Genomic DNA, 26,025 nt, shown 5'->3' on the forward strand with positions numbered 1-26,025 from the left:
GGTCGAACAGTCGGTGCACATCTACAACCATGAGCGACCACATGCCGCCCTGAAATACAAAACGCCCGATGCGGTGCATCGGGCGTTCTAGTGCCTGGATACTGTCAACCTATTCCAGGACTTGACACCATGCAAACATCGGCGCGCGGCTTGCGCGCGCTGGCATCGTCACACCGGCTGCTTTGCGGCCGACTGCGACGTCGCGCCGCCGGACGGCACGCCGCGCGAGCGTGCGTCAGGGGCCGGCGCGTGGACGGCCGACGCATGGCCGTGGCCGCGTGCGCAGAAGTGGCGGACGCGTTCGCGCACCGCGCGCAGGCGGACGACGCGATCCTCGGCATGGGCCGCGCGGGCTTCGGTAATGCGCGTATCGAGCGCGTCGAGCTTGGCTTCGCAGTCGGCGCGGGCGGCGACTGCAGGCGCCGAGGCGGCCAGCAGCGCGGCCGCAAGGAAGGGCGTAAGTCGTTGATTCATCATGCTTGTTTGTTGTTTTCCAGATTCGGCCGGTCTGGCGCGGCAAGGTCATGTGCCGCGCGTCGATGGGTGCCTCCCCGGGCGCTCGGTTCGCCTGGCTTGTCGGGGCACGACCGGATTTTGGCCCATTTCGGCCGCCGTGGACACGGGACGTGGATTCCCTTTGACCGCGTTGCCGTATTTCCTTTATAATTCAGGGCTTTTCCGCATTCATGCCCACGGAAAAAGAACAGGGAGAGCCTGCACCGCGCCTTGAAGCGCACACAGACAAGCAGGACGAACACATCGGGCAAAGCATTTTTTTTGGATCGATCATGAAGACGTTTTCCGCAAAAGCCCATGAGGTGACGCGCGAATGGTACGTGATTGACGCGACGGATAAGGTTCTCGGCCGTGTTGCCAGCGAAGTGGCACGCCGTCTGCGCGGCAAGCACAAGCCTGAGTTCACTCCGCACGTCGACACTGGTGATTTCATCATCATCGTGAACGCGAGCAAGTTGAAAGTCACGGGCAACAAGACGCTGGACAAGAAGTACTACCGTCACTCGGGCTACCCGGGCGGTATCTATGAAACGACGTTCGGCAAGATGCAAGAACGCTTCCCGGGCCGCGCGCTCGAGAAGGCGGTCAAGGGCATGCTGCCGAAGGGCCCGCTCGGCTACGCGATGATCAAGAAGCTGAAGGTCTACGCAGAAGCGACGCATCCGCACTCGGCTCAACAGCCGAAGGCGCTCGAGATCTAAGGGGACCCACATGATCGGTAACTGGAACTACGGTACGGGCCGCCGCAAGAGCGCAGTCGCACGTGTCTTCATCAAGGCTGGCAAGGGCGACATCATCGTCAATGGCAAGCCCATCGCTGACTACTTCTCGCGCGAAACGTCGCTGATGATCGTGCGTCAACCGCTGGAACTCACGAACCACGGCCAGACGTTCGACATCAAGGTCAACGTCAACGGCGGCGGCGAAACGGGTCAGGCAGGTGCAGTGCGCCACGGCATCACCCGTGCACTGATCGACTACGATGCGACGCTGAAGCCGTCGCTGTCGAGCGCAGGCTTCGTCACGCGCGATGCACGTGAAGTCGAGCGTAAGAAGGTCGGTCTGCGCAAGGCACGCCGCGCCAAGCAGTTCTCGAAGCGTTAATTTCGCTTCATGGCTTCGCTGCTCTCGGGCGGCGTCTGCCCGAAAAACCGCCAGCTTTCGCGCTGGCGGTTTTTTTATGTCCGCTTCCAGGCGCGTGCTGCCGCGGCCCGCGCGGGCGTGTTTGATGAAATCGACAAGAACCTATTGATTTCATGGACTTCAGCACGATCTTCTGATCGGCCCTACAATAGCGGCTAAAGCTTTTTGGAGAGTTCGCAATGAACGCTGTTACCGAATCCGCAGCAACGACGGCCGAAATGCCGGTTCCGTTCGTCTTCACCGACGCCGCAGCCGACAAGGTCAAGCAACTGATCGACGAAGAGGGCAATCCCGACCTGAAGCTGCGCGTGTTCGTGCAGGGCGGCGGCTGCTCCGGCTTCCAGTATGGCTTCACGTTCGACGAGGAAGTCAACGAGGACGACACCGTGATGAACAAGAACGGCGTCCAGCTCCTGATCGACTCGATGAGCTACCAGTACCTGGTCGGCGCCGAGATCGACTACAAGGACGACCTCAACGGCGCCCAGTTCGTGATCAAGAACCCGAACGCGAGCACCACCTGCGGGTGCGGCTCGTCGTTCTCGGTCTGAGCGCACGATCGATCGTGTCCGGTTCGCCGGAATGAAAAACGGGGCTTCATGCCCCGTTTTTTTCGTCCGTGCGCAATGGCGATGCAACGCCCGCGTTGTGGCGGGTGTCGCGTCAGCGCGGATAGAGCGCGCCCAGCACGCGGTTGCCGGCTGCACCCGTGACCGTCGCGAGATTGCCGGGCTGGCGCGCGGTGAAGCGGTACGCGAGCCAAGCGAACGCGAGCGCCTCGACCTGTTGAGGCGGCACGCCGAGCGCGGCCGTCGTTTCGACCGTGGCCGGCACGCCGGCCTCGTGCAGCGCGTGCCGGAGCGCATCGAGCAGCACCGGATTGCGTGCGCCGCCGCCGCAGACGAACACGGCCTTGCAGCCCGCTGCGTGTTGCGCGATCTCGCGTGCGACCGATACGGCCGTAAGCGCGGTGAGGGTCGCCTGGACGTCCTGCGGCGCGAGTTGTGCGAACGCGGCGAGCTTCGCGTCGAGCCACGCCGGATTGAACAGGTCGCGTCCGGTGCTTTTCGGCGGCGGCGCAGTGAAATACGGCTCGTCGAGCAGCGCGTCGAGCAGCGGTGCGTGGACGGTGCCGCGCGCGGCGAACTTGCCGCCGTCGTCGTACGGCTTGCCGAGATGGCGGGTCGCCCATTCGTCGAGCAAAGCATTCGCGGGGCCGCAGTCGAAGCCGCGCACGTCGCCGCCTTCGCCGGGCAGGATCGTGATGTTGCTGATCCCGCCGAGATTGCAGACGACGCGCGTTTCGCCCGGCGCGCCGAATACCGTCGCGTGGAAGGCCGGCGCGAGCGGCGCGCCATGGCCGCCTGCTGCGACATCGCGGCTGCGGAAATCGGCGATTACGTCGACCTGGGTCAGTTCGGCGAGCAAGGCAGGGTTGTTGATCTGCCGCGTATAGCCGCGCTCGGGGCGATGGCGCACGGTCTGGCCGTGCACGCCGATCGCGCGAATCTCGTCGCGCGACAGCCCGGCCGTGCGCTGCAATTCGTGGCAGCACACCGCGTAGCGCGTGACCAGCGCGTTCGCCGCGAGCGCTTCGCGGTCGATTTCATCGTTGTCCGGCTGCTGCAGCGCGAACAGCGCGTCGCGCAGCGATTGTGCGAAGCCGACGAACGCTTCCGCGAGCACGACCGGCGGCTTGCCGGCCTCGAAACGCGCGGCGACGCCATCGACGCCGTCCATGCTGGTTCCCGACATCAGCCCGAAGTAGATGCCGTCGGCCGGATGGGCGTTTGGCGGCTGTCGTTGCGGCACGTTGGGTTCTCCTGGATCGTGCGGCGCGGGCCAGTGCCGCGCGCCTTGCGCCCGATTATCCGCGCAACATGACGCGCCGTTAAGCGATGCGCGCGCAAGTTATGGGAAAATCCCTGCTTTTGCGACATTCTTCCTGGCACCGATGAGCACCGAACCCAGTTCCAAGCCTGTTTTCCCGATCACCGACGAAGTCCGGCATGCGCTCGCCGTCACGAAGCGCGGCGTCGACGAGCTGCTGGTCGAGGAAGAGTTCGCGCAGAAGCTCGCGCGCAGCGCGGCCACGGGCACGCCGCTTCGCATCAAGCTCGGCCTCGACCCGACCGCACCTGACATCCACATCGGCCATACGGTCGTGCTGAACAAGATGCGTCAGCTGCAGGATCTCGGCCACACCGTGATCTTCCTGATCGGCGATTTCACGTCGCTGATCGGCGACCCGTCGGGCCGCAACGCGACGCGCCCGCCGCTCACGCGCGAACAGATCGAATCGAACGCGAAGACCTATTTCGAGCAGGCCGCGCTCGTGCTCGATCGCGACAAGACCGAGATCCGCTACAACAGCGAATGGTCGATGCCGCTCGGCGCGGACGGGATGATCAAGCTTGCGTCGCGCTACACGGTTGCGCGGATCCTCGAGCGCGAGGATTTCACGAAGCGCTTCCAGGGCGGCGTGCCGATCTCGATCCACGAATTCCTGTACCCGCTGATGCAGGGCTACGACTCGGTCGCGCTGAACGCCGACCTCGAGCTCGGCGGTACCGACCAGAAGTTCAACCTGCTGGTCGGCCGCGAGTTGCAGAAGCAGTACGGCCAGGAACAGCAGTGCATTCTCACGATGCCGCTGCTCGAAGGCCTCGACGGCGTCGAGAAGATGTCGAAGTCGAAGGGCAACTACGTCGGCATCAGCGAGCATCCGAACGACATGTTCGGCAAGCTGATGAGCATCTCGGACACGCTGATGTGGCGTTACTTCGAACTGCTGTCGTTCCGCCCGATGGACGAAATCGGCGGCTTCAAGCGCGAGATCGAAGGTGGCCGCAACCCGCGCGACTTCAAGGTGCTGCTCGCGCAGGAAATCGTCGCGCGCTTCCACTCGCAGGCCGACGCCGAGCGTGCGCTCGAGGATTTCAACCACCGCGCGAAGGGCGGCGTGCCGGACGACATTCCGTCGGTCACGCTCGCGGGCGCGCCGCTCGCGATCGGTCAACTGCTGAAGCAGGCCGGCCTCGTGCCGTCGACGAGCGAGGCGCTGCGCAACATCGAGCAGGGTGGCGTGAAGATCGATGGCGCGACCGTGTCGGACAAGGGCCTGAAGGTCGAAGCCGGCGAGTTCGTCGTGCAGGTCGGCAAGCGCCGCTTCGCACGTGTCACGCTGACCGCATGATCGCGCTGATCCAGCGCGTGAAGCGCGCCGACGTGCGCGTCGGCGACCGCACGACGGGCGAGATCGGCGCGGGCCTGCTCGCGCTGGTCTGCGCGGAGCGCGGCGACACCGACGCGGCAGCCGACAAGCTGCTGGCGAAGATGCTCGGCTACCGCGTGTTCAGCGACGCGGCCGGCAAGATGAACCTGCCGGTGTCGAATATCGACGGCGAGGGCCGCGCAGGCGGCCTGCTGCTCGTGTCGCAGTTCACGCTGGCGGCCGATACCAACAGCGGGCTGCGGCCGAGCTTCACGCCCGCCGCGCCGCCCGACGAGGGCGCGCGGTTGTTCGACTATTTCGTCGCGGCCGCGCGTGCGCGCCATCCGGTCGTCGAGACGGGCGAGTTCGGCGCCGACATGCAGGTGTCGCTCGTCAACGACGGCCCCGTGACGTTCTGGCTGCAAGTGCGGCCCTGATTCTTCCCCGGAGACGTGCCGCGATGGCCACCACGCAGATTCTTTTCATCCGCCATGGCGAGACGGCCTGGAACCGCATCAAGCGCATCCAGGGTCATATCGACATTCCGCTGGCCGAAACGGGCCTCGAGCAGGCGCAGCGGCTCGCCGTGCGGATCGCGCGCGAGGCGCGCGACGGCGCACGGCTCGATGCGATCTATTCGAGCGACCTGATGCGCGCGCAGCAGACCGCGCAGCCGTTCGCCGATGCGCTCGGGCTGTCGCCGCGGCTGCGGGAAGGGCTGCGCGAACGCTCGTACGGCCAGTTCCAGGGGCATGACAGCGCCGAGATCGAGACGCTGTTCCCCGATGCCTACGCGGCCTGGCAGACGCGCGACCCCGGTTTCGCGCCGGAGGGCGGCGAGTCGCAGCGCGAGTTCTATCACCGCGTGCTGCATGCGCTCGAACCGATCGTCGCCGAGCATCCGGGCGGCCGGATCGCGTGCGTTGCGCACGGCGGCGTGCTCGATTGCGTGTACCGGTTTGCGAACGGCATCGAACTGTCGGCGCCGCGCAATTATCAGCTGCTCAACACGAGCATCAACGTCGTCGATTACGTGGATGGCCGCGCGCAAGTCGTGCAGTGGGCCGACGTGTCGCACCTGGACGCGGCAAGCGACGACGACGGGTACCGCAAGGTGCTCTGAACCAGCAGGTCCGGTCCGGCATCGCCGGCCGGGGTTTCCTTCCTGTGCGGTGCTGCCGCTTACGGCTTACTGCGGCAGCGCGTGGCGCGTCTTGTAGTCGAGCGCGTACGCGATCTTGCCGGGCTTGTCCGCCGCGATCGGCTGGCGCAGCTTGTCGAATTCCCCCTTGCTGTACTTCTTCCCGCCGTTGATCGCGTCCGCGCGCCCGAGGTCGGCGCCCGTCTTGCCGTCGATCACCGGATCCGTGGCCGCGACCATACGCGTCGACGCATTCCAGACCGCGTTCAGGTAGCCCGTATCGGCCTTCGCCGGATCGGGATCGGTTGCGCCGGCGCGCGTCAGGTCATAGCCGGCGAGCGAGAACGTGCCCGGTTGCGCGCGCAGCCAGTCGGCCCAGTAGAACTCGAGGTAGTCGGTGGCTTGCGCGGGCTTGCTGTAGCCGATGTCGCGCGTGAAATAGACGAGCGAGCGGTAGCGGTCGTTCGTCATCCCGAGTTTCAGGCCGAGCCCGGTCGGCAGCTGCGCGGCCGTGATCGGCTTGCCTTCGCCATTCTTGAGGCGCAGATAGCCGCGGCTCTGCATCTGCTGCCAGAACGCGTCGCCCGAGTAGTCGCTGAGGTTGTCCTTGACGACGACGTGCACGTGCAGCGCCGGGCCACCGTCGGGCGTCTCGTAGTAGGTCGACAGGCCGTGGTGGCCGTCGGTCAGGTACAGCGCATCGCCGTTCGGGCCGATCACGACCGGGTTCAGCACCGAGCGGTCGCGAGCGTTCGCGTCGGTCGTCGTGCACGTGTAGCTCGCGGGTTCGCGCAGCGCCGATCGGGCCGTGTAGCCGCCCGAAGCGACGCCGCCGAGGCCTTCGTCCGCGCAGAAGTCGTCGAACTTCTTGTCGGGCTGCAATTCGTAGCGGCCGAGCTTGTAGTAGATCTGGTCGTAGCCGATCGCGCCCTGCGTCGGATGGAGGTCGCCGAGCGTCACGTCGATCAGGTCGCCCGCGCGAGCGGCCTTCCACTTGCCCGGTTGCGGCGTGACGGTGGCGGGCGGCGTGGGAGCAGGCGTAGTCGGGGTGCCGCCGGACGGCGTTTGCGCGTCCGAGCGCGCGACGGCGGTGACATCGTCGCCTCCGCAGGCGGTGAGGGCGAAGACGGCGGACAGGCTGGCGGCAAGGGCGAAACGGATCGGCAGGCGTGGCATCGCGGGCTTCGGGTGTCGGTCGGGTTGGAGGGACACCGCGCGGGTCACGGACAGGCGGGACGTACGGCACGTGCGACCGTGCGCGGGTGCAAGCCCGTCAGCTTGTCACAGGTATTTGACAGTAAATTGAAATGATAAGAGGAAGCGAATCGTCAGGCGGACGGCTTGCCGTCGGGCGGTGTCGCCGTGGCGCGCCGGCGCGCGCGCTTTGACGCGCCGTTCACGAGCGCCCAGCGCAGCACGGGGGCGACGACCCGTATGCCGGGCCGGACCACTGCGCGTCGCAGCGGCGCGAACGCGGCCACGCCGAGCATGCGCTGCGCCCACGGCGGCAGCAGGTCGATCCCGGCATGCATCACCAGCGACGCGGCCGGCCGCAGCGCGGGCTTCGCAACCGGCACGTTCAGCAGGATGGACATCACGTCGAAGGTGCGCGGCCCGGCCTCGAGTTCGGGCTGCATGCGCGCGAGATAGGCGGCCACTTCGGCGCGCGAACGGGGCACCTCGTGCGCGCCGAGCAGCTCGGCGATCAATGCCGTTTCGGCGTAGTAGCGATCCTGCAACTCGCCCGGCAGCGCCGGATTCACGTAGCGCAGATGCGCGGCGAGGAAACTCGACACTTCCGCGACATGCACCCAGGTCAGCAACGCCGGATCCTCGGCGCGGTACGGCCGGCCGTCCGGCGCGGTGCCCGAGATGTGCGCGTGGATCGATTTCACGCGCTCGATCAGCGCGAGTGCGTCCGCGCGGCTGCCGAACGTCGTACCGGTGATGAATGTGGCGGTGCGCCGCAAGCGGCCCAGGATGTCGGTGCGAAACGACGAGTGATCCCAGACACCCGCGAGCGCGAGCGGATGGAGCGCCTGCAGCAGCAGCGCGGCGATGCCGCCCGTCATCATCGACGTGAAGTCGGCATGCACGCGCCAGCAGACGGCGTCGGGGCCGAACAGCCCCGGGTCTCCCGGCGGCGAAGAGAGGTCGAGCGACGGGCCGCCGCCGCCCGCCGTCAGGTGCGTGACGCCGGCCACGAGCCGCTTGCGGATCGGCTCGGCCCAGCGCGGGCCCGGTGCGGGTGCGGCGGGGTGGCGGGTGGGCGGCGTCGTCATGGTGGGTGCGGCTCGGGCGACGGGTTACTTCCCGTCGGGGGTATCCCACTCGCCGCGTTCGGTGCGGCCGGTGTCCGGCACGGAAAGCCCGAAGTGGCGATAGGTGAGCAGCGTCGCGACGCGCCCGCGCGGCGTGCGCTGCAGGAAGCCCTGCTGGATCAGGTACGGCTCGAGTACGTCCTCGATCGTGTCGCGCTCTTCGCCGATCGCGGCGGCGAGGTTGTCGATGCCGACCGGGCCGCCGTCGAACTTGTACAGGATCGCCTCGAGCAGCTTGCGGTCCATCAGGTCGAAGCCGACCGGATCGACGTCGAGCATCGCGAGCGCGGCATCGGCGACGGCCGCGGTGATCTGGCCGTCGGCCTTCACTTCCGCGAAGTCGCGCACGCGGCGCAGCAGCCGGTTTGCAATCCGCGGCGTGCCGCGCGAGCGCTTCGCGATTTCGAGCGCGCCGTTCGGATCGATCTGCGCGTTCAGCAGCGACGCCGAGCGCCGCACGATGCGCGACAGTTGCTCGGCGTCGTAGAACTCGAGGCGCGCGACGATCCCGAAGCGATCGCGCAGCGGGTTGGTCAGCATCCCGGCGCGGGTGGTCGCGCCGACCAGCGTGAACGGCTGCAGGTCGAGCTTCACGCTGCGCGCGGCCGGGCCTTCGCCGATCATGATGTCGATCTGGTAATCCTCGAGTGCCGGATACAGGATTTCCTCGACGACCGGCGACAGCCGGTGGATCTCGTCGATGAACAGCACGTCGTTCGCTTCGAGGTTGGTCAGCAGCGCGGCGAGATCGCCCGCGCGCTCGAGCACGGGGCCCGACGTCTGGCGCAGGTTCACGCCCATCTCCCGCGCGATGATGTGCGCGAGCGTCGTCTTGCCGAGGCCCGGCGGCCCGAACAGCAGCACGTGATCGAGCGGCTCGGAGCGGCGCTTGGCGGCTTCGATGAAGATCTCGAGCTGGCCGCGCACCTTTTCCTGGCCGACGTAGTCGTCGAGCTGGCGCGGCCGCAGCGCACGTTCGAACACCTCCTCGTGCGACGAGGCGGGCGTGGCGGCGATGATCCGCTGCTCGGTGGCGAGTTTGTCGGTTTCAATCATGCGGCCATTGTACCGCGCGCCGCTGTCCCGCCCACCTGGCCGAACGGCCGACTGGCGAGCGTCGCGCGGCCGCGCGACACTGGCTTCGACGCACCGAATGGCGGCGCGTCATGCGGGCGTTACACCTTCGACAGCGCCTTCAGTGCGAGCTTGATGCCTTCCGATACACCGGTGCCGGCCGGCACGTTCTTGATCGCGGCGAGGCCTTCCTTTTCGGAATAGCCGAGTGCGAGCAGCGCGTTGAGGATGTCGGTCGCGTGGTCGGACGGCGATGCGGCGCCGGCGAGTGCACCGAGATCGGCGCCGAGCTTGCCCTTCAGTTCGAGCAGCAGGCGCTCGGCCGTCTTCTTGCCGATGCCGGGCAGGCGCGTGAGGCGCGCGGCGTCCTGCATCGTCACGGCCTGCGCGAGTTCCTGCACGCTCATGCCGGACAGCACGGCGAGCGCCATGCGCGCGCCGATGCCGGTGATCTTCAGCAGCTCGCGGAAGGTCGTGCGCTCCTGCGGCGTCAGGAAGCCGTACAGCAGGTGCGCGTCCTCGCGGATGATCTGCTGCGTGAGCAGCACGATGCGCTCGCCCGTTTGCGGCAGGTTGTAGAAGGTGCTCATCGGCACGTCGATTTCATAGCCGACGCCGTTGCAGTCGACGAGCAGGTGAGGCGGGTTCTTTTCGAGCAGGATGCCGGCGATGCGACCGATCATGGATGGCTTGGTGCGAGGAAGAAAGCGCGAGTGTAGCGCAGGTGCGGCGCTATGCCGACGGGATCGGCCGTCTGGCTGAAGCGATACGTGCCGCGTATGCGTCGTGCGAGGCTGGAATGGCACGCGCGGTCGAAAGCGGTCGCCCGGTGCGCCGGGCGATGGCGTGCGCCAGCGTTAGCCGACCAGCCGCCCGCGCCGCACGCGCAGCCCTTTCTTCGCGAGCGCCGGCGCGAGGCCGCCGAGCGTGCTGAGCGTGTTGCCGCCGTGCGCATGGCAGATCGCCATGCCGAGCGCGTCGGCCGCGTCGGAGCCCGGTTGTCCGGAGAGGTTGAGCAGCCGCGTGACCATTTCCTGCATCTGCGTCTTGGTCGCGCGGCCGTAGCCGACCACGGCCTGCTTCAACTGCAGCGCGGTGTATTCGGCCACCGGCAGGCCACCCGCGACGAGGCCGCAGATCGCGGCGCCGCGCGCCTGGCCGAGCAGCAGCGTCGACTGCGGGTTCACGTTGACGAACACTTTTTCGATCGCGGACTGGTCGGGGGCGTGCTCGCGCACGATGGTCGAGACGCCCTGGAAGATCGTGCCGAGCCGGGTGGCCAGGTCGGCGGTCGGCGTGCGGATCACGCCGCTCGCGACATACGCGAGCCGGTGGCCGCTGACGTCGATGACGCCGAAGCCGGTGACGCGCAGGCCGGGGTCGATGCCGAGAATTCGCATGGGTAAGGAGAGAAGCCTGATGCAGCGATACTACAACGAATGGTGCGGTGCGCTGGCCGCACGGTTGCGTACGAGCGCGCCGCGCAATAAAAAACCCGGCGGGTGCGATGCCGCCGGGTTGTCGAGCAGCGGCCGCGCGGGCCGCAGGCGATCAGTGACGGAAGTGGCGCACGCCCGTCAGGATCATCGCGATGTTGTGCTCGTCGGCTGCGGCGATCACTTCGTCATCGCGCATCGAGCCGCCCGGCTGGATCACGCAGGTCGCGCCGGCCGCCACGACGACGTCGAGGCCGTCGCGGAACGGGAAGAACGCATCCGATGCCACGGCCGAGCCGGCCAGCGTCAGGCCCGCGTTCTGCGCCTTGATGCTCGCGATGCGCGCGGAATCGACGCGGCTCATCTGGCCGGCACCGACGCCAAGCGTCATGCCGTTGCCGCAGAACACGATCGCGTTCGACTTCACGTACTTCGCGACACGCCATGCGAACAGCAGGTCGTCCATTTCCTTCGGCGTCGGGTGACGCTTCGTGACGACACGCAGCTCGTGCGGCTGCACGTTCTTCGAGTCGAGCGACTGCACGAGCAGGCCGCCGCCCACGCGCTTCAGGTCGAATGCGTTGTGGCCGTCACCCAGTGCGATTTCGAGCAGGCGCACGTTCTGCTTCGCGGCGAACACCTGCTTCGCGGCGTCGGAGAACGACGGGGCGATCAGCACTTCGACGAACTGCTTCGCGACAGCCTGGGCCGCCGTTTCGTCGACTTCGCGGTTGAACGCGATGATGCCGCCGAACGCCGAGGTCGGGTCGGTCTGGAATGCCTTCGCGTACGCGTCGGCCGAATCGTTGCCGACCGCGACGCCGCACGGGTTCGCATGCTTGATGATCACGCAGGCCGGTGCGTCGAACGTCTTCACGCATTCCCACGCCGCGTCCGAATCCGCGATGTTGTTGTACGACAGTTCCTTGCCCTGCAGCTGGCGGTAGTTCGCGAGCGCGCCGGCCGGCGTCGTGAGGTCGCGGTAGAACGCCGCGCTCTGGTGCGGGTTCTCGCCGTAGCGCAGGTCCTGCACCTTGTCGAACGCCATGTTCAGCGTCGCCGGGTACGCGCTGCGCGATGCGTGCTTCAGCTCGTCGGTCAGGCTCGTCAGGTAGTTCGTGATCGCGCCGTCGTATTGCGCGGTGTGCGCGAACACCTTCGTCGCGAGGCGGAAGTTGGTCGGGTAGCCGACCGTGTTGCCGTTCGCCTTCATTTCATCGAGCACGACCGAGTAATCGGCCGGATCGACGACGACCGTCACGTCGCGGTGGTTCTTCGCGGCCGAGCGCAGCATCGTCGGGCCGCCGATGTCGATGTTCTCGATCGCGTCGGCGAGCGTGCAGTCGTCCTTCGCGATCGTCGCGACGAACGGATACAGGTTCACGACCAGCAGGTCGATCGTCGGGATGCCGTGCTGCTCCAGCGCCTGCATGTGCTCGGGCAGGTCGCGGCGGGCCAGGATGCCGCCGTGCACCTTCGGGTGGAGCGTCTTCACGCGCCCATCGAGCATTTCCGGGAAGCCCGTGTAATCGGCCACTTCGGTAACGGGCAGGCCCGCGTCGGCGAGCAGTTTCGCGGTGCCGCCGGTCGACAGCAGCTTGACGCCGAGGTCGGACAGCGACTTCGCGAAGTCGACGATGCCGGTCTTGTCGGAAACGGAAATGAGCGCTTGCTTGATCATGATGGAACCACCAATAGCCAGGGAAACGGGGACGGGACGGCCGCCTACAGCAGGCCGTGCTGCTGCAGCTTCTTGCGCAGCGTATTGCGATTGATGCCGAGGTACTCCGCGGCGAGCGACTGGTTGCCGCCGGCCTGTACGAGCACGACCTCGAGCATCGGCTTTTCGACGCAGGACATCACCATTTCATAGACGTCGTGCGGATTGGAGCCGTCTAGATCCCGGAAATACACGTCCAGGCTCTCGCGGACACATTGTTCGATGTTGTGCTTGCTCATGCTGCTAACTGGTTATGGTCGTCCGACTCGCCCTGGCCGTTTTCCTCTTCGTCATCGACGTAGACGAGGTGGTCCGACAGCGCCTTTTGCGCCTCGAAGAATGCATTGACGGCGGCGAGCTGCTCGCGGGTGGAATCGAGCGTGTTCATCCTGTGCCGGAACCCGTTGGCACCGGAAAGGCCGCGAGTGTACCAGCCGATGTGCTTGCGCGCAGTACGGACGCCCGTGAATTCACCATAGAAAGCGTAGTGGTCTTCCAGGTGTTCGTTCATCACGTGCTGGATCTCGTCGATCCGCGGCGGGGGCAGCAGCTCGCCGGTTTGCAGGAAATGATCGATTTCGCGGAACAGCCACGGCCGACCTTGCGCGGCACGACCGATCATCAGGGCATCGGCGCCGGTTGCGTCGAGTACGGCCTTCGCCTTCGCGGGCGACGTGATGTCGCCGTTCGCGACCACCGGAATCCGCACTGCCGCCTTCACGGCCGCGATGGTTTCGTATTCGGCGTCGCCGCGGTACAGGTCGGCGCGCGTGCGGCCGTGCACGGTCAGCATCGAAATGCCGGCGGCTTCGGCCAGGCGCGCGACCGTGATCGCGTTCTTGTGATCGCGATCCCAGCCCGTGCGGATCTTCAGCGTGACGGGCACCGCATCGGGCCCCGTGCCGACCGCCGCGACGACCGCCTCGACGATGCGCTGTACGAGCGGCTCGTTCTGCAGCAGCGCGGAGCCGGCCGCGACGTTGCAGACCTTCTTCGCCGGGCAGCCCATGTTGATGTCGATGATCTGCGCGCCGTTGTCGACGTTGTAGCGGGCCGCTTCGGCCATCATCGCCGGATCGGCGCCGGCGATCTGGACCGCAATCGGCTCGACTTCGCCTTCGTGGTTCGCGCGCCGCATCGTCTTCGCGCTTTTCCACAGCTGCGCGTTGGACGCGACCATCTCGGACACGGCGTAACCGGCCCCCAGCCGCTTGCAGAGCTGGCGGAACGGACGATCCGTCACGCCGGCCATCGGGGCGACGAACAGGTTGTTACGCAATACGTGAGGGCCGATAACAGGCATCGCAATGGCACCGCCCGCGGCGGGCGCGGGCAGGGAAAGGGCAGACGGAAACGCGCATTTTACCGTATTCCCATGTCCCGCCGATTTGACCCGGTTTGAGTGGCGCGACTGTGCACGCCGCGCGTCAGTTGCGCTGGCCGAACATCATCTGGCGCGCGATCAGCTTCTTGAGCGGCGGCACGAACTCGAGCGCGGTGAGCGCGGCACCGCGCAGCAGCGGGAGCGGGCCCGCGTCGATCGTGAACAGGCGCGCCAGCGTGTCGGTCGCACCGATCGTGAAACGCCGGTCGAGTGCGCGGCGCGCATTGAAGGTGGCGAGCGCGGTCGCTTCGAAGCCTTGCGCCGACAGCGTGTCGACGAGCGTATGCGCATCGCGCAGCCCGAGGTTGAGCCCCTGGCCCGCGACGGGGTGCAGGGTTTGCGCGGCATTGCCGACGATCGCGACGCGGCCGCTGACGAGCGTTTGTGCAGCGTTCAGGCCGAGCGGGAACGATGCGCGGCCCGCGATCGCGACGAACTCGCCCATGCGTTCGCCGAACGCGCCGCCGAGTTCGCGCAGGAACGCGTCGTCGGGCAGCGCGGCGCGGCGCGCCGCTTCGTCGGGCGTGCAGCACCAGACGAGCGCGTACTCGGCCTGGCGCGGCCCGCCGAGTGGCAGCAGCGCGAGCGGGCCTTCGTGCGTGAAGCGTTCCCATGCGACGTTCGGGCGCGGCGCCGAGACCGTGACCGTGCCGACGAGCGCGGTTTGCCCGTAGTCGCGGCGATGCTTGGTCGTATCGGCCTGCTGTTCGTGGAACAGCCCGCCTTCGGCATTGATGACGACGCGCGCGCGCAGCGTGTGCTCGCCTTGCGGGCCGTCGAGCGTCAGCGTGACGCCGTCGGCGTCCTGCTGCGGCGCGCGCGCGGTGGTCGACGTGAGCCAGTCGACGCGCGTGCCGCGTACGGCGCCCGCGAGCGCCTGCATGAGCGAGCCGTAGCGCACGACATAGCCGAGCGCGGCGACGTCGTGCTCGTCGCGGTCGATCAGCGTGCGGCCGAAATGGCCGCGCTGCGACACGTGGATATGTTCGATCGGCGTCGCGTCGACGGGCCATGCGAGCGTGTCGAGCAGCACGCGGCTGCCGTGCGACACGGCGATCGCGCGCGGATCGCTCGCGCTCGCGGCCGGTTCGCGCGCATCGATCAGTGCGATCGATGCGTGCTGCGTGGCGCTGCGGCGCGCGAGCCAGCCGGCGAGCGCGAGCCCGACGGGGCCCGCGCCGACGATGGCGAGGTCGTAGTCCGGCGTGGCCGGGGAGGAAGCGGTCGTCATCTTGATTCGTGAAACGGAAGTAACGGTCGGCGGCAGCCGGTCATGCGCCCGCGCGCATCAGCGCTTCGATTTCATCCGCCGCGACGGGCACGCCGCGCGTGATCAGCTCGCAGCCGTGCTCGCGCACGATGGCGTCGTCCTCGATGCGGATGCCGATGTTCCAGTACTCGGGCGGCACGTCGTCGGCGGCGCGCACGTACAGGCCGGGCTCGACCGTCAGCGTCATGCCGGCCTTCAGCGTGCGCCACGGCAGCGCGCCGTTGTCGTCGCGCTCGGCGAGCCGCTCGCGGTAGTCGCCGCAATCGTGCACGTCCATGCCGATCCAGTGGCCGGTGCGGTGCATGTAGAAGCGCGTGTACGCACGCTCGGCGATCACGTCGTCGACGTTCGAGAAGCGCGCTTTCGGGATGATGCCGGTGTCGAGCAGCCCCTGCGCGAGCACGCGCACGGCCGCGTCATGCGGCGCCTCGAACGGCACGCCGGCACGCGTCGCATCGATCGCCGCCTGCTGCGCGGCGAGCACGATGTCGTACAGCGTGCGCTGTGCGGGCGAGAAGCGCCCGTTGGCCGGGAACGTGCGCGTGATGTCCGACGCGTAGCCGTCGAGTTCGCACGCGGCGTCGATCAGGATCAGGTCGCCATCCTTCGCGGCTGCGTTGCCGGCCGGGTAGTGCAGCACGCACGCGTTCGCGCCGGCCGCGACGATCGAGCCGTACGCGGGCGACTGCGCACCGTGCTTGCGGAACACGTACAGCAGCTCGGCTTCGAGTTCGTATTCGCGGATGCCGGGCCGGCACGCCTGCATCGCGCGGCGATGTGCGAGCGCGGAGATGTGCGCGGCGCGCATCATGATCGCGAGCTCGTGCTCGTCCTTCACGAGCCGCATGTCGTCGAGCAGCGGCGTGAGATCGAGCATCGCGTCCGGCGCGGCGACGCCCGTGCGCGCCCGCGCGCGCACCGCGTCGACCCAGCCTGCGAGCTGGCGGTCGAAGTCGGCGGATGCGCCGAACCGGTAGTGCACGGTGCCCGAGTCGGCGAGCAGGCGCGGCATCTCTGTGTCGATCACGTCGACCGCGAACGCCGCGTCGAAGCCGAACGCGTCGCGCGCGGCTTCGGGCCCGTAATGGAAGCCTTCCCAGATCTCGCGATCGGCATTCTTGCCGCGGCAGAACAGGATCGACTCCGGCGTGCCGTGCGGCGCGGCCGCGTTCAGCACGAGCACGGCATCCGGCTCGCTGAAGCCCGTCAGGTAATGGAAGTAGCTGTCGAACCGGTACGGATAGTCCGTATCGCGGTTGCGCGGCACTTCGGGCGCGGTGGGGACGATGGCGACGCCGCCGCCGGCGGCACGCAGTGCGGCAAGCACGCGTTCACGGCGCTGGCGGTAGACGTCGACGGCGATGGCGGTATCGAGGGGCGCGTTCATTCGTGCGATTGTAGCGCCGCGGGACGCCGCGCGTGAAAGAGGGGCGGGAAGCCCGCCGGAAAGCCCGCGTGGCGGTTGTTGCAAACCATCCACAGGCCGGCCGGGCGATTTTCTATCGCGCAACGCTGGCCGGTTATGATCGACGACAACGTATACTCCCGGCGGTTCCCAAAAAAAGGCAGATGATGAAATTAATCGGTTCGCTCAGCAGCCCGTACGTCCGCAAGGCGCGGATCGTGCTGGCTGAAAAGAAGATCGACTACAAGCTGGAGCTCGAGAACGTGTGGGCGCCGGAGACGGATATTCATGCATCGAATCCGCTCGGCAAGGTCCCGTGCCTCGTGATGGAGGATGGTGCCGCGGTGTTCGATTCCCGCGTGATCTGCGAATACGTCGATACGCTGTCGCCGGTCGGCAAGCTGATTCCGCCGTCGGGCCGCGAGCGCGTCGAGGTGCGCTGCTGGGAAGCGCTGGGCGACGGCGTGATCGACGCGTCGGTCGCGATTCGTATCGAACATACGATGCGCGACGAGGCGCAGCGCAGCGCGAGCTGGATCGCGCGCCAGCAACGCAAGATCGACGACGGTCTCGTCGCGATGTCGCAGGGGCTCGGCGGCAAGACGTGGTGCGTCGGTAATCATTACACGCTCGCCGATATCGCACTCGGCTGCGCGCTCGGCTATCTCGACTTCCGGATGCCCGAGCTCAACTGGCGCGATCGCCACCCGAACCTCGACAAGCACTTCGTGAAGCTGCTGCAACGGCCGTCGTTCGCCGATACGCTGCCGCAGAACTGAGCCGCATTCACGGATTCGGCAGACGAAAGAAAAGCGCCCCGCGGGGCGCTTTTCTTTTTGCCGGGCCGCCCGCGGCGGGGGCGGTCGCCCGCGTCATTCGATCGACGCGTACACGGCTTCGCCGAGCGTGAACGAATCGCTGCGCGAGATCGGCCACCACTTGTCGTACAGCGTAAAGCCGCAGGTGTTGCCGTCGAGCAGCGAGCCGGGTTTCAGGTACTTCAGCAGTTGCGACATCAGCCGGACCTCGTGCGGCGCGATGCGCTGCACGATGTGATGCGCGCGCAGCTCCGACGGATGCGCGAGGCCGGCCGCCTGCACGAGTTCCTGCAGCGCGTGCAGCGTATTGCGGTGGAAGTTGTACACGCGGTCCGCCTTGTCCGGCACGACGAGCGCGCGCTGGCGCACCGGGTCCTGCGTCGCGACGCCGGTCGGGCAGCGGCCCGTGTGGCAGGTCTGCGCCTGGATGCAGCCGACCGCGAACATGAAGCCGCGCGCCGAGTTCACCCAGTCCGCACCGATCGCGAGCGTGCGCGCGACGTCGAACGCGGTGATGATCTTGCCGCTCGCGCCGAGCTTCACGCGGTCGCGCACGCCGATCCCGACGAGCGTGTTGTGGACCAGCAGCAGCCCTTCCTGCAGCGGCACGCCGACGTGGTCGGTGAATTCGAGCGGCGCCGCGCCGGTGCCGCCTTCCGCGCCGTCGACGACGATGAAGTCCGGCACGATGCCGGTCTCGAGCATCGCCTTCGCGATCCCGAAGAATTCCCACGGGTGGCCGACGCACAGCTTGAAGCCGGTCGGCTTGCCGCCCGACAGCGTGCGCAGCCGCTCGACGAATTCGAGCAGCCCGCGCGGCGTCGAGAACTCCGAGTGCGTCGCGGGCGAGATGCAGTCCTTGCCCATCGGCACGCCGCGCGTCTCGGCGATCTCGGGCGTGATCTTCGCGGCCGGCAGCACGCCGCCGTGGCCCGGTTTCGCGCCCTGCGACAGCTTCACCTCGATCATCTTGACCTGCGGATCGGCGGCCTGCTTCGCGAACTTGTCCGGGTTGAAGGTGCCGTCGTCGTTGCGGCAGCCGAAGTAGCCGGACGCGATTTCCCAGATGATGTCGCCGCCGTTTTCGCGGTGGTACTTCGACAGCGAGCCTTCGCCCGTGTCGTGCGCGAAACCGCCTTTCTTCGCGCCGAGGTTCAGCGAGCGGATCGCGTTCGCGGACAGCGAGCCGAAGCTCATCGCCGAGATGTTGAAGATCGAAATGTCGTACGGTTGCGCGCGATTCGCGCCGACGCGGACGCGGAAATCATGGTTCGGCAGCTTGGTCGGCGCGAGCGAATGGCTGATCCATTCGTGCGCGACGGCCTTGACGTTCAGTTCGGTGCCGTACGGGCGATTGTCGGCGACGTTCTTCGCGCGCTGGTAGACGAGGCTGCGCTGCGCACGCGAGAACGGCTTCTCGTCGGTGTCGTCCTCGACGAAGTACTGGCGGATTTCAGGTCGGATGAATTCGAACAGGAAGCGGAAGTGGCCCCAGAGCGGGTAGTTGCGCAGGATGGCGTGGCGGTCCTGCTTCAGGTCGTACAGGCCGAGCGCGACGAGGGCGGCCGGGATCACGAGCCACAGCCACGCGATCGTGTGCCGGGCGGCGAGCGCCGCGACGGCCACGAACAGCAGGACCGCGCACCACATCGCGATATAGCGTCGGGAAAACATGGGGACTCCATCGTAATTGTCTGGATCGCCGTCACGTCGCCAGGATCGCGCGACGGCCGGCAGGTCGGCGCCCGAGGCATCGCGCGGGCCCGGCGGGCATGCTGCCCGTGCCGTACCCGCCGCCGCCGGCGCCCACGATGGTCGAGAGTCTACTACGGGTGTCGTGAAGCCCGCGTTGCCAAGACGGGGCCTAGCTGCCCGCGCCGGTCGGGCGGATGAACGGGCTGTACGCCGGGCTGCCGGGCTTCAGCCTGGCGTCGTCGTCGAAGTCTTCGTCGCGGTTGAACGGCACCCGCGGCCACGCATGCCAGTCGCGCAGCCGCGCGCGGTAGCCGGCGAGTCTGTGCGCGAGGTGCGCGTCCTGCCGCTGAGCGGCGTCGCTCGCGAGACCGCCGCGGACGTCGTGGATCAGGTGCGGTTCGAGCACGTCGAAGCCGACGTAGCGCAGCGCGTACATGATCGGCCACAGCAGCAGACGGGTGTCGCCTTCGCGGCCGTCGGGCGCGCAGGCGGCCGACGACGAGCCGGTCGTGACGCTCAGCAGTGCGCGCCGCCCATGCAGCACGCCGCGATCGTGGCGCTGCCGGCTGGTGTAGAGGCCGCCGTAGACGAACACGCGATCCATCCAGCCTTTCAGGATCGCGGGCGCGCCGAACCACCACAGCGGGAACTGCAGGATCAGCGCGTCGGCCTGCCTCAGCAGGTCGACCTGATGCGCGATCTCGGGCGCGAGCGTGCCGCGTTCCCAGTGATGGCGCTGCTCGCGCTGCGTGTCGAAGCGGGCGGTGTCGAGCCGGTCTGCGTAATGGTGCGGTGCTTCGCACGGGTCGAACGCGTCGGCGTACAGGTCCGCGATCGTCGCGGTATGGCCGCCCGCGCGCCACGCGTCGGCCGCCGCGCCGGCGAGGGTGGCGTTGAACGACTGCGGTTCGGGATGGGCGACGACGATCAGCGCATGCATGGCGGGCTCCGGGAGTGTGCGACGATGATGGCCGGCGGCGACGGGGCCGCGCAATCACGCACCCGGAGGTAACCATGGCATTTCCCGGCGACGTCTATGCGGCGGACTGCTCGGCGCGCGACGCGCTGGCGCTGATCGCCGGCAAGTGGTCGCTGCTGATCCTGCCCGCGCTGGCCGAGCGGCCGCTGCGCAACGGCGAGCTGCTGCGGCGTATCGGCGGGATTTCCCAGAAGGTGTTGACGCAGACGCTGCGCGAGCTGGAGCGCAACGGGCTGATCGAACGCATCGCGGTGGCCGCGCGGCGCGCACATGTCGAATACCGGTTGACGGCGGTGGCGGGGTCGCTCGTGGAGACACTTGTGGCGCTCGACCGCTGGGCCGAGCGCCATTTTCCCGAGCTGGACGCGGCGCGCGAGCGCTACGACGCGTCGGTGCGGAACATGCGGTGAGCGGCGCGGCCGCTTCCGGCCGGCGGCCGCTTGCGCGGCGCCGGCGGCGGCGCGTCAGCGGGCGAGCGCGAGGGCGGGCGCCTCGTTTGCCTGCGTGTTGCCGGACAGCGCGGATGCGAGGATCCCGCCGCCGAGGCAGAGTGCACCGTCGTACAGCACGGCCGACTGGCCGGGCGTGACGGCCCACTGCGCGTCGTCGAACGCGAGCGAGAAGCGCGCTTCGCCTGCCGGGCCGGGCGTGGCGGCACCGAATGCGCACGCCGCGTCGGCCTGCCGGTAGCGCGTCTTCGCGCCGCACGCGAAGCCGTCGGCCGGCGGCTCGCCGGCGACCCAGCTCACGTTGCCGGCGACGAGCTGGTGCGCCAGCAGCCACGGATGATCGTGCCCCTGCACGACGTACAGCGTGTTCGACGCGATGTCCTTCGCGGCGACGAACCACGGGTCGCCGTTGCCGGTCTTGCTGCCGCCGAGGCCGATGCCCTTGCGCTGGCCGAACGTGTAGAACGCGAGGCCGATGTGCTCGCCGACGACCTTGCCGTCCGGCGTCTTCATCGGGCCGGGTTTCGTCGGCAGATAGCGGTTCAGGAAATCGCGGAACGGCCGTTCGCCGATGAAGCAGATGCCGGTCGAATCCTTCTTCTTCGCGTTCGGCAGCCCGATCTGCGCGGCGATCTCGCGCACCTTCGTCTTCGGGATCTCGCCGAGCGGGAACATCGTCTTCGACAGTTGCGCCTGGTTCAGCCGGTGCAGGAAGTACGACTGGTCTTTCGTATGATCGAAAGCCTTCAGCAGTTCGAACCGCCCGTCGCGCTCGCGCACACGCGCATAGTGGCCGGTCGCGATCATTTCCGCGTCGAGCGACATCGCGTGATCGAGGAACGCCTTGAACTTGATCTCGGCGTTGCACAGCACGTCGGGGTTCGGCGTGCGGCCGGCCGAGTATTCGCGCAGGAACTCGGCGAACACGCGGTCCTTGTATTCGGCCGCGAAGTTGACCGCTTCCACGTCGATGCCGATCAGGTCGGCCACCGACACGACGTCGATCCAGTCCTGGCGCGTCGAGCAGTATTCGCCGTCGTCGTCGTCTTCCCAGTTCTTCATGAACAGGCCGACCACGTCGTAACCCTGTTCCTTCAGCAGCCACGCGGTCACCGACGAATCGACGCCGCCCGACATGCCCACTACTACACGGCGCTTGCTCATTTGTTGACCGCCTGACGTTCGAATGCTTCGGGGCGCGGCGCGACCGAATGCGTGTGCACGAAATCGAGCGGAATGCGCCGCCCGGCGAGGTAATCGTCGACGCAGCGCATCACCGCGGGCGAGCGATGGCGCTCGCTGCACGCGCGCAGTTCGTCGGCGGTCATCCACAGCGTGCGGACGATGCCGTCGTCGAGCGCGTGGCCCGCGATCGGCTCGCCGGCCGCGCCGCAGAACGTGAAGCGCAGATAGGTTGCGCCGGCGGTGCCGGGACGGTCGTAGTGCGCGAGATAGACGCCGACGAGCGCGTCGGGCGTGAACGGGTGCGCGGTTTCCTCGAGCGTTTCTCGGATCACGGCGTCGGCCAGCGTTTCGCCGGCTTCGAGATGGCCTGCCGGCTGGTTGATGCGCAGGCCCGACGAGGTTTCTTCCTCGATCATGAGAAAACGGCCGGCGTGCTCGACGAGCGCCGCGACCGTCACATGCGGGGTCCAGATTTCGGGTTTCATGGTTCGGCATTTTACCGGTTGCGCCCGAACGCTGCCGGTCGCTGCGCTAAACGAATCCGACCCTCTCAATTCGTCTGTCCCGCCGATGCGCGGCGACGCCGGCCCGGGCTGGCGCCGCCTCTCGCACGATCGTGGCGCCTGCTGGTACGGCCATCGCTTTCGCCTAAAGTGAAGAGTGAGTGTCGTCGCTCGTGAGCCGGTCGTCAGCCTGCCCGGCTCGTTGTGCAGTAAAGATCGCAACAAACGAAATACTGACAATGACTGGAGGGACCGGCGATGCATATTGGCGTGCCTGCCGAAACGCGGGCGAACGAGGCGCGTGTGGCTGCGACGCCGGAAACCGTGAAGAAATACGCGGCGGCCGGGCATCGCGTCAGTCTCGCGAAAGGGGCCGGCATTGCCGCGAGTTATCCCGACGCAGCCTATGCGGCCGCCGGTGCCGAACTGACCGGCCAGTCGGCTGCTTTCGATGTCGACATCGTGCTGAAGGTCCAGGCGCCGACCGACGCCGAACTGCCGCTGCTCAAGCGCGGCGCCGTGCTGGTCGGCATGCTCGAGCCGTTCAACGACGAGCAGGCGGCGAAGCTCGCCGCGGCCGGCGTGACGGGCTTCGCGCTCGAAGCCGCGCCGCGCACGACGCGTGCGCAGAGTCTCGACGTGCTGTCGTCGCAGGCGAACATCGCGGGCTACAAGGCCGTGCTGGTGGCCGCGGCCCTGTATCCGCGCTTCTTTCCGATGCTGATGACGGCTGCGGGCACCGTGAAGGCCGCGCGCGTGCTGATTCTCGGCGCGGGCGTCGCGGGCCTGCAGGCGATTGCGACCGCGAAGCGCCTCGGCGCGGTGATCGAGGCGTCCGACGTGCGGCCGGCGGTGAAGGAGCAGATCGAGTCGCTCGGCGCGAAATTCCTCGACGTCCCGTACGAAACCGACGAAGAGCGTGACGCGGCGCAGGGCGTGGGCGGCTATGCACGCCCGATGCCGCCGTCGTGGCTCGGCCGCCAGGCCGCACTCGTGCACGAGCGTGCGAAGCAGGCCGACATCGTGATCACTACCGCGCTGATTCCCGGGCGCCCGGCACCGACGTTGATCTCGGTCGAAACCGTGCAGTCGATGAAGCCGGGCTCGGTGCTCGTCGATCTCGCGGCCGGCCGTGGCCCGGAATTCGACGGGCGCAAGAGCGGCAACTGCCCGCTGACGGTCGCCGACCAGGTGATCGTGCACGACGGCGTGACGATTGCCGGCTACACGAATCTCGCGTCGATGCTCGCAGCGGACGCGTCGGCGCTGTATGCGCGCAACCTGCTCGACTTCATGAAGCTGATTGTCACGAAGGAAGGCACGCTCAACATCGACCTGACCGACGACATCGTCGCCGCGACGCTGTTGTGCCGCGACGGCGAAGTCGCGCGCAAGTAACCGGGGGAGGAGGCGACCATGGAAGTCATCAATCACACGGTGATCAACGTGATCATCTTCGTGCTGGCGGTGTACGTCGGCTACCACGTGGTGTGGAACGTCACGCCGGCGCTGCATACGCCGCTGATGGCCGTGACCAACGCGATTTCGGCGATCGTGATCGTCGGCGCGATGCTGGCGGCGGCGCTCACTGTCGGCGCAACCGGCAAGGTGTTCGGCACGCTCGCGGTCGCGCTCGCGGCCGTCAACGTGTTCGGCGGCTTCCTCGTGACGCGGCGCATGCTCGAGATGTTCCGCAAGAAGGCGCCGAAGCAGGCCGAAGGCGGCAAGGAGGGCGCGCGATGAGCATGAACGTCGTCACGCTGCTGTACCTCGTCGCGTCGGTGTGCTTCATCCAGGCGCTGAAAGGCCTGTCGAACCCGAAGAGCGCGCGGCGCGGCAACCTGTTCGGGATGGCCGGGATGGCCATCGCGATCCTCACGACGATCGCGCTGATCGTCAAGCAGGCCGCGTGGCTCGGCGCAAACCTGCCGCTCGGCATCGCGCTGGTGCTCGGCGCGCTGATCGTCGGCGGCGGCGTGGGGGCGTTCGTCGCCGCGCGCGTCGAGATGACGAAGATGCCGGAACTCGTCGCGGCGATGCACTCGCTGATCGGGCTCGCGGCCGTGTGCATTGCGTACGCGGTGGTGTCGGAGCCGGAAGCGTTCGGGCTCGTGCCGCAGGATGCGGTGTCGTCGAACTTCATCCCGTACGGCAATCGCGTCGAGCTGTTCATCGGCACGTTCGTCGGCGCGATCACGTTCTCCGGCTCGGTGATCGCGTTCGGCAAGCTGTCGGGCAAGTACACATTCCGGCTGTTCCAGGGCGCGCCGGTCGTGTATGCGGGCCAGCACCTGCTCAACCTGATGCTCGCTCTGGCGATGCTCGGCTTCGGGATCCTGTTCTTCATCACGCAGTCGTGGCTGCCGTTCATCATCATGACTGCGATCGCGTTCGCGCTTGGTGTGCTGATCATCATCCCGATCGGCGGCGCGGACATGCCGGTGGTCGTGTCGATGCTGAACTCATACTCCGGATGGGCGGCGGCCGGCATCGGCTTCTCGCTGAACAACGCGATGCTGATCATCGCCGGGTCCCTCGTGGGCTCGTCGGGTGCGATCCTGTCGTACATCATGTGCCACGCGATGAACCGCTCGTTCTTCAACGTGATCCTCGGCGGTTTCGGCGGCGAGGCGGCGGCCGGTGGCGCGGCGGGTGCGAAGGAACAGCGGCCGGTGAAGTCGGGCTCGGCCGAAGACGCATCGTTCATGCTCGGCAACGCGGAAACGGTCGTGATCGTGCCGGGCTACGGGCTGGCCGTGGCCCGTGCGCAGCACGCGCTGAAGGAGCTGACCGACAAGCTGGTCGAGAAGGGCATCGACGTGAAGTACGCGATCCATCCGGTCGCGGGGCGGATGCCGGGGCACATGAACGTGCTGCTCGCGGAAGCGGAGGTGCCGTACGAGATCGTGCACGAGATGGAGGACATCAACGGCGAATTCGGCCAGGTCGACGTCGTGCTCGTGCTCGGCGCGAACGACGTGGTGAACCCGGCCGCGAAGAACGATCCGCAATCGCCGATCGCGGGGATGCCGATCATCGAGGCGTACAAGGCGCGCACGGTGATCGTCAACAAGCGCTCGATGGCGGCCGGCTACGCGGGCCTCGACAACGACCTGTTCTACATGGACAAGACGATGATGGTGTTCGGCGATGCGAAGAAGGTCATCGAGGACATGGTGAAGTCGGTCGACTAGCGCACGCGCCGGCAACGCGGCTGCCTGCTTCGATTCACGGGCCGCGTGACCGGACATTGGACAGGCCCGACCGGCGCAAGCCGGCCGGGCCTTGTTCATGGCGCGACGAGGTTCGCGACGCACGCGGCGATCGTATCGCGTACGCGCACGATCGCCGGGTCGCGCTGCGTGCTCGTGCGCCAGCCGATTTCCACCGGGTAGTGCGGCAAGTCGACCGGGCATGCGAGCGCGCGCAGCGGTGTCGATTGCGCGATCGCGCGCGCCGCGTGCGCGGGGATCGTCGCCACTGCGTCGGAGCCGGCGAGCAGGTACGGCAACGCGGCGAAATGCGTGGTCGACGCCGCGACGCGCCGCTTGTGGCCGAGCGTGGCCAGCGCCTCGTCGACGATCCCGATCACGCCGCCCGACGACACGAGCAGGTGATCGCGCCGCAGGAAATCGGCGAGCGTCAGCGTGCGCGGCGGCCGCTCGCGGGCGGCCGGGTCGATCAGGCACGCATAGCCGCCCGTCGCGACCGCGCGCCGGCTGAGCCCGTTCGCCGAGAAGCCGCCCGACGCGATCGCGAGGTCGACGCCGTG

Annotated in this window: 30 protein-coding genes; 13 read left to right on the top strand and 17 right to left on the bottom strand. The window is 67.6% G+C overall.

The features are described 5' to 3' along the window. The coding region (locus G3N61_RS28775) for an integrase core domain-containing protein (protein WP_205824155.1) at positions 1–91 on the top strand (91 nt) is incomplete at its 5' end. A 77-nt stretch (positions 92–168) separates the two neighbouring features. Here G3N61_RS28775 and G3N61_RS28780 read toward each other — a convergent pair. Further along, on the bottom strand, positions 169–477 hold the full coding sequence (locus tag G3N61_RS28780; protein ID WP_043191220.1) for a DUF1090 family protein: 309 nt from the start codon (positions 475–477) through the stop codon (positions 169–171). A gap of 311 nt (positions 478–788) precedes the next feature. On the opposite strand from G3N61_RS28780, the gene rplM reads away from it, so the two are divergent. Genes rplM through erpA form a run of 4 tightly spaced genes read left to right on the top strand, consistent with a single transcriptional unit; the run spans position 789 to position 2,210 of the window. Next, a complete protein-coding gene (gene rplM, locus G3N61_RS28785; protein ID WP_041490553.1) occupies positions 789–1,217 on the top strand; it encodes a 50S ribosomal protein L13 in 429 nt (142 codons plus the stop codon). A gap of 10 nt (positions 1,218–1,227) precedes the next feature. Beyond that, the gene (gene rpsI / locus G3N61_RS28790) at positions 1,228–1,620 is read left to right on the top strand and encodes a 30S ribosomal protein S9 (RefSeq protein WP_006476904.1); all 393 of its coding nucleotides are present in this window, start codon (positions 1,228–1,230) and stop codon (positions 1,618–1,620) included. 9 nt (positions 1,621–1,629) lie between these two features. Then, positions 1,630–1,818 (top strand): hypothetical protein, encoded by a 189-nt coding sequence (locus tag G3N61_RS28795; RefSeq protein ID WP_179258659.1) that lies wholly within the window; start codon positions 1,630–1,632, stop codon positions 1,816–1,818. Positions 1,819–1,838: 20 nt separating this feature from the next. Then, positions 1,839–2,210: an iron-sulfur cluster insertion protein ErpA gene (gene erpA / locus G3N61_RS28800; protein WP_011350956.1), complete on the top strand. Its 372-nt coding sequence runs from the start codon at positions 1,839–1,841 to the stop codon at positions 2,208–2,210. A gap of 112 nt (positions 2,211–2,322) precedes the next feature. Here erpA and G3N61_RS28805 read toward each other — a convergent pair whose 3' ends face one another. After that, entirely contained in the window at positions 2,323–3,471 is a 1,149-nt protein-coding gene (locus G3N61_RS28805) for an anhydro-N-acetylmuramic acid kinase (protein WP_205824148.1), read from the bottom strand. Between the two features lie 142 nt (positions 3,472–3,613). Here G3N61_RS28805 and tyrS point away from each other — a divergent pair, with 142 nt between their 5' ends. From tyrS to G3N61_RS28820, 3 genes are read left to right on the top strand one after another with little or no spacing between them, the layout of a single operon-like run. After that, a complete protein-coding gene (gene tyrS / locus G3N61_RS28810; protein ID WP_043191213.1) occupies positions 3,614–4,855 on the top strand; it encodes a tyrosine--tRNA ligase in 1,242 nt (413 codons plus the stop codon). Further along, positions 4,852–5,310 (top strand): D-aminoacyl-tRNA deacylase, encoded by a 459-nt coding sequence (gene dtd / locus G3N61_RS28815; RefSeq protein WP_011350959.1) that lies wholly within the window; start codon positions 4,852–4,854, stop codon positions 5,308–5,310. The genes tyrS and dtd overlap by 4 nt, the downstream gene beginning before the upstream one ends. A gap of 23 nt (positions 5,311–5,333) precedes the next feature. Then, positions 5,334–5,996, top strand: a complete 663-nt coding sequence (locus tag G3N61_RS28820; protein WP_089449910.1) for a histidine phosphatase family protein — start codon at positions 5,334–5,336, stop codon at positions 5,994–5,996. Between the two features lie 66 nt (positions 5,997–6,062). On the opposite strand, the gene G3N61_RS28825 is transcribed toward G3N61_RS28820, so the two are convergent. The 10 genes from G3N61_RS28825 to G3N61_RS28870 all read right to left on the bottom strand — a co-directional run bounded on the left by G3N61_RS28825 (position 6,063) and on the right by G3N61_RS28870 (position 16,606). Further along, on the bottom strand, positions 6,063–7,190 hold the full coding sequence (locus G3N61_RS28825) for a ParB/Srx family N-terminal domain-containing protein (RefSeq protein WP_205824149.1): 1,128 nt from the start codon (positions 7,188–7,190) through the stop codon (positions 6,063–6,065). A gap of 152 nt (positions 7,191–7,342) precedes the next feature. Further along, a complete protein-coding gene (locus G3N61_RS28830; RefSeq protein WP_205824150.1) occupies positions 7,343–8,296 on the bottom strand; it encodes an oxygenase MpaB family protein in 954 nt (317 codons plus the stop codon). A gap of 24 nt (positions 8,297–8,320) precedes the next feature. Further along, complete coding sequence (gene ruvB, locus G3N61_RS28835) at positions 8,321–9,391, bottom strand: Holliday junction branch migration DNA helicase RuvB (RefSeq protein WP_011350963.1); 1,071 nt, start codon at positions 9,389–9,391, stop codon at positions 8,321–8,323. 119 nt (positions 9,392–9,510) lie between these two features. Further along, entirely contained in the window at positions 9,511–10,092 is a 582-nt protein-coding gene (ruvA, locus tag G3N61_RS28840; RefSeq protein ID WP_043191206.1) for a Holliday junction branch migration protein RuvA, read from the bottom strand. A gap of 174 nt (positions 10,093–10,266) precedes the next feature. Next, a complete protein-coding gene (ruvC, locus tag G3N61_RS28845) occupies positions 10,267–10,809 on the bottom strand; it encodes a crossover junction endodeoxyribonuclease RuvC (protein ID WP_043191203.1) in 543 nt (180 codons plus the stop codon). A 151-nt stretch (positions 10,810–10,960) separates the two neighbouring features. Next, the gene (gene purH, locus G3N61_RS28850; protein WP_043191201.1) at positions 10,961–12,526 is read right to left on the bottom strand and encodes a bifunctional phosphoribosylaminoimidazolecarboxamide formyltransferase/IMP cyclohydrolase; all 1,566 of its coding nucleotides are present in this window, start codon (positions 12,524–12,526) and stop codon (positions 10,961–10,963) included. A 44-nt stretch (positions 12,527–12,570) separates the two neighbouring features. Next, the gene (locus G3N61_RS28855) at positions 12,571–12,804 is read right to left on the bottom strand and encodes a Fis family transcriptional regulator (RefSeq protein ID WP_006476892.1); all 234 of its coding nucleotides are present in this window, start codon (positions 12,802–12,804) and stop codon (positions 12,571–12,573) included. Continuing rightward, positions 12,801–13,868, bottom strand: coding sequence for a tRNA dihydrouridine synthase DusB (dusB, locus tag G3N61_RS28860; RefSeq protein ID WP_043191197.1), 1,068 nt, complete (start codon positions 13,866–13,868; stop codon positions 12,801–12,803). Before dusB ends, G3N61_RS28855 begins: the two co-directional genes overlap by 4 nt. Before the next feature lie 124 nt (positions 13,869–13,992). Further along, entirely contained in the window at positions 13,993–15,180 is a 1,188-nt protein-coding gene (locus G3N61_RS28865; RefSeq protein WP_089449913.1) for a UbiH/UbiF/VisC/COQ6 family ubiquinone biosynthesis hydroxylase, read from the bottom strand. A gap of 40 nt (positions 15,181–15,220) precedes the next feature. Beyond that, positions 15,221–16,606, bottom strand: a complete 1,386-nt coding sequence (locus tag G3N61_RS28870; RefSeq protein ID WP_043191193.1) for an aminopeptidase P N-terminal domain-containing protein — start codon at positions 16,604–16,606, stop codon at positions 15,221–15,223. Between the two features lie 185 nt (positions 16,607–16,791). Here G3N61_RS28870 and G3N61_RS28875 point away from each other — a divergent pair, with 185 nt between their 5' ends. Then, a complete protein-coding gene (locus tag G3N61_RS28875) occupies positions 16,792–17,403 on the top strand; it encodes a glutathione S-transferase N-terminal domain-containing protein (protein ID WP_043191886.1) in 612 nt (203 codons plus the stop codon). 93 nt (positions 17,404–17,496) lie between these two features. Here G3N61_RS28875 and G3N61_RS28880 read toward each other — a convergent pair whose 3' ends face one another. Next, positions 17,497–19,116 (bottom strand): FMN-binding glutamate synthase family protein, encoded by a 1,620-nt coding sequence (locus G3N61_RS28880; protein WP_205824151.1) that lies wholly within the window; start codon positions 19,114–19,116, stop codon positions 17,497–17,499. 190 nt (positions 19,117–19,306) lie between these two features. Beyond that, positions 19,307–20,077, bottom strand: coding sequence for an NAD(P)H-dependent oxidoreductase (locus G3N61_RS28885; protein ID WP_205824152.1), 771 nt, complete (start codon positions 20,075–20,077; stop codon positions 19,307–19,309). Positions 20,078–20,151: 74 nt separating this feature from the next. Between G3N61_RS28885 and G3N61_RS28890 the strand changes: the two genes are divergently transcribed. Continuing rightward, complete coding sequence (locus G3N61_RS28890; RefSeq protein ID WP_043191186.1) at positions 20,152–20,526, top strand: helix-turn-helix domain-containing protein; 375 nt, start codon at positions 20,152–20,154, stop codon at positions 20,524–20,526. A gap of 54 nt (positions 20,527–20,580) precedes the next feature. Here the strand turns inward: G3N61_RS28890 and mnmA are convergent, their stop codons facing one another. Further along, complete coding sequence (mnmA, locus tag G3N61_RS28895) at positions 20,581–21,729, bottom strand: tRNA 2-thiouridine(34) synthase MnmA (protein ID WP_205824153.1); 1,149 nt, start codon at positions 21,727–21,729, stop codon at positions 20,581–20,583. Next, complete coding sequence (locus G3N61_RS28900) at positions 21,726–22,235, bottom strand: NUDIX hydrolase (RefSeq protein WP_043191182.1); 510 nt, start codon at positions 22,233–22,235, stop codon at positions 21,726–21,728. Before G3N61_RS28900 ends, mnmA begins: the two co-directional genes overlap by 4 nt. A 276-nt stretch (positions 22,236–22,511) precedes the next feature. On the opposite strand from G3N61_RS28900, the gene G3N61_RS28905 reads away from it, so the two are divergent. The 3 genes from G3N61_RS28905 to G3N61_RS28915 are packed head-to-tail and all read left to right on the top strand — an operon-like array spanning position 22,512 to position 25,447. Then, complete coding sequence (locus G3N61_RS28905; RefSeq protein WP_043191180.1) at positions 22,512–23,651, top strand: Re/Si-specific NAD(P)(+) transhydrogenase subunit alpha; 1,140 nt, start codon at positions 22,512–22,514, stop codon at positions 23,649–23,651. Between the two features lie 18 nt (positions 23,652–23,669). After that, positions 23,670–23,996 (top strand): NAD(P) transhydrogenase subunit alpha, encoded by a 327-nt coding sequence (locus G3N61_RS28910; RefSeq protein WP_043191178.1) that lies wholly within the window; start codon positions 23,670–23,672, stop codon positions 23,994–23,996. Continuing rightward, positions 23,993–25,447 (top strand): NAD(P)(+) transhydrogenase (Re/Si-specific) subunit beta, encoded by a 1,455-nt coding sequence (locus G3N61_RS28915; RefSeq protein WP_205824154.1) that lies wholly within the window; start codon positions 23,993–23,995, stop codon positions 25,445–25,447. Before G3N61_RS28910 ends, G3N61_RS28915 begins: the two co-directional genes overlap by 4 nt. Before the next feature lie 95 nt (positions 25,448–25,542). On the opposite strand, the gene G3N61_RS28920 is transcribed toward G3N61_RS28915, so the two are convergent. Next, positions 25,543–26,025 (bottom strand): LysR substrate-binding domain-containing protein (locus tag G3N61_RS28920; protein ID WP_241017951.1); only part of this gene is annotated, 483 nt, incomplete at its 5' end.

Origin of the sequence: Burkholderia sp. Ac-20349 (assembly GCF_017104865.1) — a bacterium.
Lineage (GTDB): Bacteria > Pseudomonadota > Gammaproteobacteria > Burkholderiales > Burkholderiaceae > Burkholderia > Burkholderia aenigmatica.